Consider the following 10947-nt stretch of genomic DNA (forward strand, 5'->3'; position numbering starts at 1 on the left):
CTCTCACAGAACACATTTCACAAGGATATAGACCATGCCCCCATCCATCATCCGCTCCGCGCTGTTCGTGCCCGGCAGCCGACCCGAGCGCTTCGCCAAGGCGTTGGCCGCCGGGGCCGACGCGGTGATCGTCGATTTCGAAGACGCCGTGGAAGAGCCGCTCAAGCGTGAGGCCCGGGACAACCTCGGCGCGTTTCTTCGGGTTAATCCAGAAGCGGCAGTCTGGGTCCGGGTCAATGCGCCGGATCATGCCGAACACAGTGCGGACCTGACGTTCTGCAAACAGCACGCTGGCGTCGCTGGCGTGCTGTTGCCGAAGGTGGAAAGCGCCGCCCACGTGGCCGCTGTTCACGCTATAGGCAAGCCGGTGCTGCCGATCATCGAAAGCGCCAAGGGGCTGTTGGCCCTCGCGGAAATCGCCCGTGCGCCGGGGGTCGAGCGCCTCTCGTTCGGCGGACTGGACCTGGCGCTGGACCTGAACCTCAACACCGGCACCGAGGCCGCCCAGCTGTTTCTCGATCAGGCGCGCATGTCGGTGCAATTGCATTCCCGAGGTGCTGATCTGCTGCCTCCGCTGGACGGCGTGCACCCTGCCATCGGCGACCCCGACGGTCTGCACCGTGTGATTCGTCACGCCTATGACATGGGCTATGGCGGCGCCCTGTGCATTCACCCCAAACAAGTGCCGGTGATCCACGCCGCCCTCGCGCCCAGTGCCGATGACCTGGCCTGGGCCGGGCGCGTGGTGGAAGCCAGCACAGCGGCGGGTGGGGCAGGGGCGTTTCAGCTGGACGGGCAGATGGTCGATGCGCCGGTGCTGCAACGGGCGCAACGGTTGTTGGCGTTGGCCGCTGGCTGACACGCAAGACCTCTGTAGGAGCGAATTCATTCGCGAAAATGTTCCAGGCAACAGAGATATGTCGGATGTGCTGGCCGCTCGCGAATGAATTCGCTCCCACAGGGGGGCGAGTCTGCCAAGCACACCGCCTTCGCTGCCGTCGTAACCTCTGGCGCCTCACATAGTTCTCGCAGAGTGTCCTGCATTCAGCCGCGCCGAATAGTGGCACTTTTTCATTAGCCTGCTAACTTTCTAGCTGCGCGGCGTCTGGCTAGCGCTTGGGGATGAATCACCGTAACAGGTTGGCGTTCAGCTCCACCGAACGCTGGCTTACATAAAAGCTGATTCTCGAAACACGCAGGGTTGGGCATCGTTAGATGGCACAACGCTCATGATCCACCGACTGCTCCAAAAACTATAAAGCTCCTACAAAAATAAAAAGGTGATATCGATGTTGAAGCTGACCAAGGCGCTGTTCTGCGCCGCTGCAGTGTCCGTGGCCGGTATGGCCCACGCTGACCCCGTCGTCATCAAGTTCGCTCACGTGGTGGCGGAAAACACCCCGAAAGGCCAGGGCGCCTTGATGTTCCAGAAAATGGTAGCGGCCGATCCCGCCTTGAAAGACAAGGTCAAGGTCGAGGTCTACCCGAACTCGTCGCTGTTCGGCGACGGCAAGGAAATGGAAGCGCTGTTGCTTGGTGACGTGCAGATGCTGGCGCCGTCCCTCGCCAAGTTCGAGCAATACACCAAGAAAACCCAAATCTACGACCTGCCGTTCCTGTTCAACGACTTGGCCGCTGTCGATCGGTTCCAGCAAGGCCCGCAGGGCAAGGCGCTGCTGACCTCCATGGACGACAAAGGCATTCACGGCCTGGCCTATTGGCACAACGGCCTGAAGCAGCTGTCGGCGAACAAGAAGATGGTTGAGCCGAAAGACGCCCGTGGCCTGAAATTCCGCGTTCAGGCGTCGAGCGTGCTGGAAGCGCAGTTCGTCGCGCTCAAAGCAAACCCGCGCAAGATGAGTTTCGCCGAGGTCTACCAGGGCCTGCAGACCGGTACCGTCAACGGCACCGAGAACACCTGGTCGAACTATGAAAGCCAGAAGGTGAACGAGGTGCAGCCGTTCTTCACCGAGTCCAACCACGGCCTGATCGACTACATGGTCATCACCAACTCCAAGTTCTGGAACGGCCTGCAGCCTGACGTGCGTGACGAGCTTCAGAAGATCATGGATCAGGTCACCGTCGAGGTGAACAAACAGGCTGAAGCCCTGAACCAGACCGCCAAGCAGAAAATCATCGATTCCAAGACCAGTGAAATCGTGACCCTGACCCCTGAACAGCGGGCCAAATGGCGCGAAGTCATGAAGCCGGTGTGGGACAAGTTCGCCGAAGAAATCGGTCCGGACCTGATCAAGGCCGCTGACGACTCCAACAAGGCGCCTTGATCGCCCGCATGACGGTTTGATCGATACAGGTCCCCGAGACCTGCGTGGCCACCCGCTTCTTTGAAGAGGGGGGGGGTGGCCGCTCTCTCTATGTGCGGAGATTTCTTATGCAATCGCTGACGCGACTCTGGGAGCATCTGGAGGAGGGCATGATTGCCTTTCTGCTGGCTGCCATGACGCTCGTGACGTTCGTCTACGTGGCGCTCAACAACATCTACACCTTGTTTTACACGCTGAGTGACAAATGGACCGTCACCAGCGATTTCTTCTCGTTCCTTGGCGACCACACCATGGGGTATGCCCAGGAAATGACCTGGAGCGTGGCGCTGACCAAAGCCCTGTTCGGCTGGCTGATCTTCTTCGGCGTGTCCTACGGCGTGCGCACGGCGGGTCACCTGGGCGTCGACGCGCTGGTGAAAAAAACCAGCAAACCGGTGCAGCGCCTTCTTGCGATGCTCGCGTGCGCCTGCTGCCTGGCCTATGCCGGCCTGTTCCTCATTGCCAGCTACAAATGGGTGTCGGCGCTGTTCGTGGCGGGCATCGGGGCTGAAGACCTCGATCGCTACGGCGTCAAGGTCGCCTACATCACGGTCATCGTGCCCATCGGTTTCGCGCTGGTGATCGCCCGGTATCTGGAAATCCTCTACCGCATCTGGACCCATCGTCAGACCGGCCTGGGCCTGGCCGATGAAGCGGCAGAAGCCAGCAAACTGGCCAACCCTAACGAGGAGCAACACTGATGACGGTTATCTGTTTGTTCCTGTTGCTGTTCGTGTTCATGTTCCTGGGCGTGCCGATCGCAATCTCCCTGGGGCTCGCCGGTGCCACCTCGATTCTGCTATTCAGCCCGGACTCGTTGAGCTCGTTGGCGATCAAGCTGTTCGAGACGTCCGACAGCTACACCTTTCTGGCGATTCCGTTCTTCCTGCTGTCCGGCGCGTTCATGACCACCGGCGGTGTGGCGCAACGTCTGATCGACTTCGCCAACGCCTGCGTCGGCCACATTCGCGGCGGTCTGGCGATTGCGGCGGTGCTGGCGTGCATGCTGTTCGCCGCGCTGTCGGGCTCTTCGCCCGCGACGGTGGCAGCGGTGGGGTCGATTGCCGTGGCGGGGATGGTGCGCTCGGGCTATCCGAAAGAGTTTGGCGCCGGGATCATCTGTAACGCCGGTACGCTGGGGATTCTGATTCCGCCGTCCATCGTGATGGTGGTGTACTCGGCCGCGACCGAAACCTCGGTGGGCAAACTGTTCATCGCCGGTGTCGTGCCGGGGATTCTGCTGGGCGTGATCCTGATGGTGGTGATTTACATCGTCGCCCGGGTCAAGAAACTGCCTGCGCAACCGCGCGTGTCGTTCCGTCAGTGGCTGGCCACGGCACGCCGGGCGTTCTGGGGGCTGTTGTTGCTGGTGATCATCCTCGGCGGGATCTACAGCGGCATGTTCACCCCGACCGAAGCCGCGGCCGTGGCGGCGGTGTACTCAGCCTTCATCGCGCTGTTCGTCTACAAGGACATGCGCATCAGCGATTGCCCGAAAGTGCTGCTGGAGTCAGGTCGGTTGTCGATCATGCTGATGTTCATCATCGCCAACGCGATGCTGTTCGCCCACGTGCTGACCACCGAGCAGATCCCGCAGCAGATCACCAACTGGGTGATCTCCGAAGGGCTGACGCCGATTGGTTTCCTGATCATGGTCAACGTGGTGTTGCTTGTGGCCGGGAGCTTCATGGAGCCTTCGGCGATCGTGCTGATCCTGGCGCCGATCTTCTTCCCGATCGCCACGAAGCTTGGGATCGATCCGATTCACCTCGGCATCGTGATGGTGGTGAACATGGAGATCGGTCTGGTGCATCCACCGGTGGGTCTGAACCTGTTCGTGACCTCGGCGGTGACGGGCCTGACTTTGGGACAAACGATCCGCGCAGCCTTGCCGTGGTTGTCTATCCTGTTGTTGTTCCTGATTCTGGTGACGTACGTGCCGTTCATTTCGCTGGCGTTGCCGAACTGGCTGGGGATGCCGTAACGACGTGCTGACCCTGTAACCGAACTGTGAGCGCAGTGCCTTGGCCCTCGTCGATTCCTTGAATCTTCGGGGGCCTTTTTCGTCGCTCAATCCGAAAAATCCGGCTCATGCCGCGCCAGTACGCGCTTCACGCTCTCCAGATGCGCCCGCGCGCTTTCGGGGTCTTCCTCGCTCATCTGCCGGGCCGTGCGCAGCAACACTTCGGGCTCGATCGGCTTGAGCGGTCGCCCGCTGCTCATCGCCTTGAGCTGCACCTCCGCCGCGCGTTCCAGGTAGTACAGGTCGTCCCACGCCTGGGCGATGCTCGGCGCGGTGACCATCACCCCGTGATTCTTCAGAAACACGATGTCGGCCTGGCCCATCGACGCTGCGATCCGGTCGCCTTCCCTGTTGTCCAGCGCCAGACCGTTGTAATCCTCGTCCACCGCCACTCGCCCGTAGAACTTCAGCGCGGTCTGCCCGGCCCACGCCAACGGTTCGCCTTCAAGCATTGCCAGCGCCGTCGCGTTGGGCATGTGCGTGTGAAAGGCCGCCATCGCACGGGGCTTGTGCAGGTGCAGGCGGGCGTGGATGTAGAACGCCGTCGCTTCGGGTTTGCCGTCGCCCATGACCACGTTGCCGTCGAAGTCGCAGATCAACAGATTCGACGCCGTGATCTCCTCGAATGACAGGCCATACGCGTTGACCAGAAACAGCTCCGGATGCCCCGGCACCAACGCCGAGAAATGATTGCAAATGCCCTCGCTCAACCCCAGACGCGCCGCCATGCGCAGGCTTGCGGCCAGATCGACGCGGGCTGCCTTGACGGCAGGAGCATCGAGGTCGTGGTAGTGCTGTTCGTTGAACTGACTGATACGCAAGTCGTGCGCCATGCCTCGTCTCCTTATTCGTTGGCCCAGCCCTTGCCGCGCAGATAGTCCGGCACACGGGACAGGTCCGGCAGCGTCGCGTCTGGAGTGTAGTCCGTCAACGGTTTGCGTTTCGTCCCGCGGTCGATCCACACGCAACGAAAGCCCATGCCCTTGGCCGCTTCGAGGTCCAGGTGAGGGCTGGCGCAGATGTGCAACACCTCGTCGATGCCGACGCCCAATTGCTGATGCGCGTGCAGGAACAACTGATGGTTCGGTTTATAGGCCTGCGCCTGTTGTGCGGTGATAACCCGGTCGATGTGGCCGTCCAGTTGTGCAACGTTGCCCGCGATGATGTCGTCGTCGGTGTTGGAGACAATGCACAGCTGAAAGCCCTGATCCTTCAGCCATTTCAGCGCGGCCAGCACTTCCGGGAACGGCGGCATCTGGCCGATGCGACGGATCAGCCCCTCGGCGTCTTCGGGCTCACACGGCAGGCCCAGCTCATCCAGCGTGAGCGCCATCGACTGCCGCGAGATGTCGGCGAACGATTGGTGCGGTGGGGTCTGCTCCAGACGGTGTTCGTGACGGTCATAAATCGTGATAAACGCGTCGGTGTCCAGCGTCGCGCTGCCTTTGCGTTCCAGCAGTTCGCGGACGTAGCTCAGCAAGCCTTCGTCCCATTGAATCAACGTGCCGTAGCAGTCGAAGGTGATCCAGCGCGGGCGAGTGTAAGTGGAAAGGATCATGGTCGGCTCCGTGAACGGGTGTGTACGTCCACCTTAAAAGCCATGGTGCTCATCGTAAAATTAAATTAAATTGCCAGATTAATTCGCTAATCAAATGTTAGAGGCCTGCCATGTTCGACCTCGAATTGCTGCGCACCTTTGTCTCAGTGGTCGATTCCGGCGGCTTCACCAAAGCGGGCGAGCGGGTCAATCGCACGCAGTCCACGGTCAGCCAGCAGATTCGCAAACTCGAAGAGCATCTGGGGCGGCCGTTGCTGCTGCGCCAGCGCGCCAGTAAGCACATCGAACTCACCGAAGACGGCGAGCGCCTGATTGGCTATGCGCGGCGTCTGGTGTCGCTGGCGCTCGAAGCCCACAGCGTACTGTGCGGCGGCGACGACTCCGGGGTGGTCAAGCTTGGGGTGCCGGAGGATTTTGACGTGCAACGGCTGATGACGTTGCTGTCCGGCTTCGCGCGGGCTTTTCCGCGCATTCGTCTCGACACCGTCAACGGCCTGAGCGTCGATCTGCACGCCCGGCTGGAGAGCAGGGACATCGACCTGGCGCTGGTCAAGCGTGATCGCTCGCCGAAACAGGAGCCCGCATTGGCGAGTTGGCCGGAGCAGGTGAATTGGGTGGCGGGGCGTGGTGTGCAGGTCATCGAGGACCCGGTGCCGTTGGTGGTCTATCCGCAGGGCTGCATCTACCGCAACCGCATCGTGCACGCGCTGGAGTCGTCCGGGCGGCGTTGGCGAGTGGCGTTCGCCAGTCAGAGTCTGGTGGGTATTCAGGCGGCCGTGTCGGCGGGGTTAGGCATCAGCCTGCTGCCATCGTCGGCCATGCTCGACGATCATCGACTGTTGAGCGTGGAGGAGGGGTTTGCGCCCGTGCCACCGAGCGAGCTGGCGCTGGTGAGTGGCAACCGGTTGTTGACCAATGTGCAGCGAACGCTGGTGGATTATATGAAGGCGCAGATGTCCGGCAACTGAGACGGGATCGCTTTTCGCCAGACCAAAAAAATCCGCGCAGGCCCTGTGTTGCGAAGGGCGCCGCGCGGATTGTCTACGACTCTGTCAGTGCATCAGTGTCAGTGCATGAACAGTGCGATCAGAATGATCACCGGAATAGGCACACCCAGGAACCACAGAAGTAATGAGCGCATGATGGATCTCCTTGATCAGCGAATGTTGGCAGTGTTGGTATAGGCACGGGTTTCAACGTAGGTCACGGCGTCACGACGACGGCCACCCCAGATCGCGGCGAGGCTCGCGACGAAGGCACCGCACAGCAGCGCAACGAAGGTCCACAGTGCGCTGGCAGCCGCGACTTTCGCAGCGGTTTCAGCAGCCTGCTGGGTTTTCAGCTTGGCATCGGCAACGGCCTGTTTGGCCTGACCGTACACTTGGTCAACGCGAGCCTGGGCATCGGCCTGGCTCAAGTTGGTGCGCTGAGCGACCAGTTGCGCGAGGTAGGTACGGTCTTCGGGTGCCAGCTGGCCGTCGTTGGCCAGGGTCTTGGTGAAGATGCGCACCACGACGCCACGGGCTGCGTCGTCGCTGACGGCGGCAGGGCGGTCATCACGGAACAGGCTGTCGACAAAGTAGCCGTACTGGTCGCTGCTGGTGTTACCCGCTGCAACCGCTGCAGTACCGGCCACACCGGCTACCGCGCTGGCACCAGCCTTTACACCGCTGCCAACCAGACCGCTGACGGAACCGACGATCAATACCGCCGCCACCAGGGTCGCAATGGCCCAGGACAGGAAACCATGAGCGGTGTCGCGGAAATACACTTCGTCGCCGTGCATGTTCGACCACTTCACGCGCAAACGGCCCGCGATGTAGCCGCCGAGGCCCGAGGCGACGATCTGGGTGAAGGCCAGCCAGACCACGGTGGAAATACCGAGGGTCTTGGCGCTGGCGCCTTCGTTGGCCCACGGCGACATGGCCGAGAAGCCCAGGCCCGAGCCCAGCAAGACGAGAATCAGTGATAACGCAGCGGCGCCAGCGGCACCGGCAAGGATGGCGCCCCAGGACACACCTGAGACGGAGGAGGGTTCTTCTACGGCGGCAGGATAAGAATCAGGCGTGACGTTCATGTTGTGCTGCTCCATGCGAATAATGTGGTACTTCGCTGGTGATCATTGCAGCGGTTGTGCCAGTCGGCCTTGTACGAATAATTCCTTATTTATCAATGGTTTGAAAATGTTTAAGTATCCGACGTTCATGCAAATTGCATGAAGGGGCGGTACAGCGCGGGCGTTCTGCCCGGTTGCAATAAGTTCAGTCGGATCAGGGGGTTGCAGCGGGTTGTTCGCGTGTCCGGGCAATTCATCGAAACACTCGGGCACATTTTTCCGGAAAAAGTGTCCTATGGAGTCAGGCTTGCGCGGGTCGGCATCATCGGAATGACATCTATATGTGCGCTTACGACCTTTCGGTGATGTCTTGATGCCAGTGTTTGGCCTATAGTTTCCGCTCAGCTCCTGTTTCTTCAAGAGGTTAACCGTCATGTTCATACATCGCCCCCTGGAAGAAAAAGACATCCCGGCTATCTGTGACATGCCCCAGAGTGTCGACGAGCTCTTCTACATGTTTCCCAAGGCGGTGTTTCCGCTGACCCCTGCACAACTGAGCGACGCCATCGAGCAGCGTTCGGACAACACCGTCATCGAGCTCAACGGCGAGGTGGTCGGGTTTGCCAATTTCTCCAAATACGATTTTCGTGGCCGCTGCTCCATGGGCAACGTCATCATCGCGCCTCACGCTCGCTCGAAGGGCGTGGGCCGCTACATGATCGGCTGCATGATGGAGCTGGCGTTCGGTAAGCACGAAGCCAAAGAGCTGACTGCGTCCTGTTTCAACCATAACGTGCCTGGCCTGCTGTTTTACCCCAAGCTCGGTTTCAAGCCCTTCGCTATCGAAGAACGGTTGGACAAGCGCGGCAATCGCGTGGCGCTGATTCATCTGCGCCTGCCTCACGCGTGATCGCGATCAGCGTCATTCGTCGGTACGCTTTCGGGCGACCGACGAATGGCCGGTCCAAAAGCCCACCATCACAGCATTCACTTCGATCGCACGCCGCGCGTGTTCGACGTAAACCTCGTCAGTATTCCGCTTGTTCGCACGGGTGAAACGTTTTTTCTTTTTCCGCCCTGTGCAGTTCCCCAATAGCGTGCACTTTTTCGGCCGGTTGCTTCACTTTTGGGCGAGGCGTATAACTGGGTTGTTCGCCAAAAACCCTGAGGTTTAAATGACGAATTGGAGGAAGTAAGCCTCGGCAGACTTTCGACCGTTAGTTAGGCGGACCACTGTTCATGTGGTAACAGGGAGCGCCTCTGGAGGATATCGCCAATGATTGCATGCACCCTCTCGAATCTTGAATTGCGTAGCATCATAGAAAGTGCGTTTCTGCCCAAGCGTTGCAATTGCACCGTCCTGGACGACACCATGACCGTTGAAGTCATTGACCCCCTCACAGAGCGGGTTGAGCTGCTGGCCAGCGGTATCAAGCTGGACAAGCTGGATACGAGTCGTGCGCTCTGCGAGCTGATTTCTGAATTGCGGGCCGACTTGATCAATACGCAACACCTGCAAAGGCACGCCTTGGCCAGTTGAACGATCTCCGGTTTTTATTGATAGGACGCCCATGACGAGTTCATAGTCTTGGGCGTTTTGCTGTTCAGGGGTTGCTCGGCGTTCGACGTAAAGCTTCTCCAATCTTTACTACTTTCTATCTATGTCTTCGGCATCAATAACGGGATGTTTTCATACGTGCGCAAATGAACGTTATATTCACGCTGGCGCATTCGAATGAAGAGAAAATATGAGCGTTTATCGTGTTGAATCTTTGGCCCTGCCTCAGCCATGACCGCTGGTGGTGCGACGTGCCGCGCCCGCCGAGGAGTGGCATTGCAAAAGCCAGTGGCAAAGCGCTGATTTACCTTTTATCTTAGGTCGCCATCGGCGGCGGCATGCCGATCACGATCTGAATTGAGGCCTAGGGGAATGCATGGCGGAGTCTCGGCCCGGAACCACCCAAGCGTATGCAGAGGGTGAATCCTTCACAAAGATGCTTCGCCGACGCAAGGTGATGATAGGCGTTGGTGCGTTGCTGGGCATTGTGCTGGTGTGTGTGGCGGCGATTCTGATCATGCTGCAACGCCTGGAAGCCAGAAATGCCTCGTTTCAACCTCCGATGACGGAGCTTGAGCGTCAGCGCCTGTTGCCGCCCGACCCGATTCTCGACGCCGCGCCCAAGCTCGATGGCTTGCGCTATGGCCGGCAAGACGAGCCCGGTTCGGGCGCAGGAGCCGGCGGATATTCGCCGGTGGAAAACGATACGTCTCAAGAGGGTGGGGCGCTGACCCGCGCCTTGATGCAGCGCACTGACGAATTGCACGCTGAGACCGGCATGCGTGCCTCGGCCCAACGCCCTCGACATTGATCGTCTAAAAGAACCTCGCCTCCGATCTCAGGCTGACGCCCTCAGTGCGTGCGTCGCCGATGCTCATTCTCGAACAGCAGCCTGAATTGCGCCTCACCGCTGTCTTGCGTCGCGTAATGGTCACGCACAGGACCTGCCTCTATCCGGCCGTCCATCGCGACCCGAATGATCGCTGATTTGGACAGGTAGTCCGGAACGTCGCCGATGATGGTCAGCTCGCGCAAGGTGTGGCCGTCGTGTTCGATCGTCGCCAATCGGACTCTGCACGTCGCCTGCATGGGGATCGGGCCGAACAAGGTGTCCCGTGAGTAATCGATTTCGGCAATGCTGGACCGAAGGTTTTTCTCAGCATTCATGGCGGCGACCTCTATATCCATTCAAAAGTGAGCGTAAGCCTGACAATGGAGCAGGATCTGCTTGAAATAGTTCTGATTTTTTGACTGGAAAGGGCGCCATTCATCGGCTGTCAAATTTGGCGTCAGGGTTGAGCGCGATGTCGCACCTCAGTAAAACCGGCGTCATTTAATCGCCTGGTATTGGCTGCTGATCATTTAATGCGTGTCTTTTGCATCGGCCGCATCATTACTTGTTATTGGCGGCAGAAAGTCGACTGTTTA

13 protein-coding genes are annotated in these 10947 nt (G+C 59.6%); 8 read left to right on the forward strand and 5 right to left on the reverse strand.

What is annotated here, in order from left to right:
* Positions 1-34: 34 nt before the first annotated feature.
* The 4 genes from ACWKWE_RS12330 to dctM all read left to right on the forward strand — a co-directional run bounded on the left by ACWKWE_RS12330 (position 35) and on the right by dctM (position 4308).
* Positions 35-859 carry an HpcH/HpaI aldolase/citrate lyase family protein gene (locus tag ACWKWE_RS12330; RefSeq protein ID WP_166595086.1) on the forward strand — a complete coding sequence of 275 codons (825 nt, stop codon included), beginning with the start codon at positions 35-37 and terminating at the stop codon, positions 857-859.
* A gap of 430 nt (positions 860-1289) precedes the next feature.
* A complete protein-coding gene (locus ACWKWE_RS12335; RefSeq protein ID WP_166595087.1) occupies positions 1290-2285 on the forward strand; it encodes a TRAP transporter substrate-binding protein in 996 nt (331 codons plus the stop codon).
* A gap of 107 nt (positions 2286-2392) precedes the next feature.
* A complete protein-coding gene (locus tag ACWKWE_RS12340) occupies positions 2393-3025 on the forward strand; it encodes a TRAP transporter small permease (RefSeq protein ID WP_166595088.1) in 633 nt (210 codons plus the stop codon).
* Positions 3025-4308: a C4-dicarboxylate TRAP transporter large permease protein DctM gene (gene dctM, locus ACWKWE_RS12345; protein WP_166595089.1), complete on the forward strand. Its 1284-nt coding sequence runs from the start codon at positions 3025-3027 to the stop codon at positions 4306-4308. Before ACWKWE_RS12340 ends, dctM begins: the two co-directional genes overlap by 1 nt.
* A gap of 86 nt (positions 4309-4394) precedes the next feature.
* Here the strand turns inward: dctM and ACWKWE_RS12350 are convergent, their stop codons facing one another.
* Together ACWKWE_RS12350 and ACWKWE_RS12355 are read right to left on the reverse strand one after the other, a co-directional pair.
* Complete coding sequence (locus tag ACWKWE_RS12350) at positions 4395-5180, reverse strand: aldolase (RefSeq protein WP_166595090.1); 786 nt, start codon at positions 5178-5180, stop codon at positions 4395-4397.
* 11 nt (positions 5181-5191) lie between these two features.
* The gene (locus ACWKWE_RS12355) at positions 5192-5905 is read right to left on the reverse strand and encodes a haloacid dehalogenase type II (RefSeq protein WP_483850675.1); all 714 of its coding nucleotides are present in this window, start codon (positions 5903-5905) and stop codon (positions 5192-5194) included.
* 110 nt (positions 5906-6015) lie between these two features.
* On the opposite strand from ACWKWE_RS12355, the gene ACWKWE_RS12360 reads away from it, so the two are divergent.
* Complete coding sequence (locus tag ACWKWE_RS12360; RefSeq protein ID WP_483850676.1) at positions 6016-6873, forward strand: LysR substrate-binding domain-containing protein; 858 nt, start codon at positions 6016-6018, stop codon at positions 6871-6873.
* A 188-nt stretch (positions 6874-7061) separates the two neighbouring features.
* On the opposite strand, the gene ACWKWE_RS12365 is transcribed toward ACWKWE_RS12360, so the two are convergent.
* Together ACWKWE_RS12365 and ACWKWE_RS12370 are read right to left on the reverse strand one after the other, a co-directional pair.
* Positions 7062-7982, reverse strand: a complete 921-nt coding sequence (locus ACWKWE_RS12365; RefSeq protein WP_166595093.1) for a hypothetical protein — start codon at positions 7980-7982, stop codon at positions 7062-7064.
* A 42-nt stretch (positions 7983-8024) separates the two neighbouring features.
* Positions 8025-8402 carry a hypothetical protein gene (locus tag ACWKWE_RS12370; RefSeq protein ID WP_483850677.1) on the reverse strand — a complete coding sequence of 126 codons (378 nt, stop codon included), beginning with the start codon at positions 8400-8402 and terminating at the stop codon, positions 8025-8027.
* Between ACWKWE_RS12370 and ACWKWE_RS12375 the strand changes: the two genes are divergently transcribed.
* From ACWKWE_RS12375 to ACWKWE_RS12385, 3 genes are all read left to right on the forward strand, one after another.
* Positions 8395-8871, forward strand: a complete 477-nt coding sequence (locus ACWKWE_RS12375; protein ID WP_166595095.1) for a GNAT family N-acetyltransferase — start codon at positions 8395-8397, stop codon at positions 8869-8871. The two genes, ACWKWE_RS12370 and ACWKWE_RS12375, sit on opposite strands and share 8 nt — an antisense overlap.
* Positions 8872-9237: 366 nt before the next feature.
* Positions 9238-9501 carry a DUF1652 domain-containing protein gene (locus ACWKWE_RS12380; RefSeq protein WP_166595096.1) on the forward strand — a complete coding sequence of 88 codons (264 nt, stop codon included), beginning with the start codon at positions 9238-9240 and terminating at the stop codon, positions 9499-9501.
* Positions 9502-9976: 475 nt separating this feature from the next.
* Positions 9977-10330, forward strand: a complete 354-nt coding sequence (locus ACWKWE_RS12385) for a hypothetical protein (protein WP_483850678.1) — start codon at positions 9977-9979, stop codon at positions 10328-10330.
* A gap of 41 nt (positions 10331-10371) precedes the next feature.
* On the opposite strand, the gene ACWKWE_RS12390 is transcribed toward ACWKWE_RS12385, so the two are convergent.
* The gene (locus tag ACWKWE_RS12390; protein ID WP_166595098.1) at positions 10372-10686 is read right to left on the reverse strand and encodes a hypothetical protein; all 315 of its coding nucleotides are present in this window, start codon (positions 10684-10686) and stop codon (positions 10372-10374) included.
* Positions 10687-10947: the final 261 nt, after the last annotated feature.

The organism is Pseudomonas salicis (assembly GCF_057128705.1).

What these genes read in the sequence shown, in the direction of transcription:
- ACWKWE_RS12340 (WP_166595088.1), top strand. Translation starts at nt 2,393, where the DNA reads ATGCAATCGCTGACGCGACTCTGGGAGCATCTGGAGGAGGGCATGATT.
- ACWKWE_RS12380 (WP_166595096.1), top strand. Translation starts at nt 9,238, where the DNA reads ATGATTGCATGCACCCTCTCGAATCTTGAATTGCGTAGCATCATAGAA.
- ACWKWE_RS12370 (WP_483850677.1), bottom strand. Translation starts at nt 8,402, where the DNA reads ATGAACATGACGGTTAACCTCTTGAAGAAACAGGAGCTGAGCGGAAAC.
- ACWKWE_RS12360 (WP_483850676.1), top strand. Translation starts at nt 6,016, where the DNA reads ATGTTCGACCTCGAATTGCTGCGCACCTTTGTCTCAGTGGTCGATTCC.
- ACWKWE_RS12330 (WP_166595086.1), top strand. Translation starts at nt 35, where the DNA reads ATGCCCCCATCCATCATCCGCTCCGCGCTGTTCGTGCCCGGCAGCCGA.
- ACWKWE_RS12375 (WP_166595095.1), top strand. Translation starts at nt 8,395, where the DNA reads ATGTTCATACATCGCCCCCTGGAAGAAAAAGACATCCCGGCTATCTGT.
- ACWKWE_RS12335 (WP_166595087.1), top strand. Translation starts at nt 1,290, where the DNA reads ATGTTGAAGCTGACCAAGGCGCTGTTCTGCGCCGCTGCAGTGTCCGTG.
- ACWKWE_RS12350 (WP_166595090.1), bottom strand. Translation starts at nt 5,180, where the DNA reads ATGGCGCACGACTTGCGTATCAGTCAGTTCAACGAACAGCACTACCAC.
- ACWKWE_RS12385 (WP_483850678.1), top strand. Translation starts at nt 9,977, where the DNA reads ATGATAGGCGTTGGTGCGTTGCTGGGCATTGTGCTGGTGTGTGTGGCG.
- dctM (WP_166595089.1), top strand. Translation starts at nt 3,025, where the DNA reads ATGACGGTTATCTGTTTGTTCCTGTTGCTGTTCGTGTTCATGTTCCTG.
- ACWKWE_RS12365 (WP_166595093.1), bottom strand. Translation starts at nt 7,982, where the DNA reads ATGAACGTCACGCCTGATTCTTATCCTGCCGCCGTAGAAGAACCCTCC.
- ACWKWE_RS12390 (WP_166595098.1), bottom strand. Translation starts at nt 10,686, where the DNA reads ATGAATGCTGAGAAAAACCTTCGGTCCAGCATTGCCGAAATCGATTAC.
- ACWKWE_RS12355 (WP_483850675.1), bottom strand. Translation starts at nt 5,905, where the DNA reads ATGATCCTTTCCACTTACACTCGCCCGCGCTGGATCACCTTCGACTGC.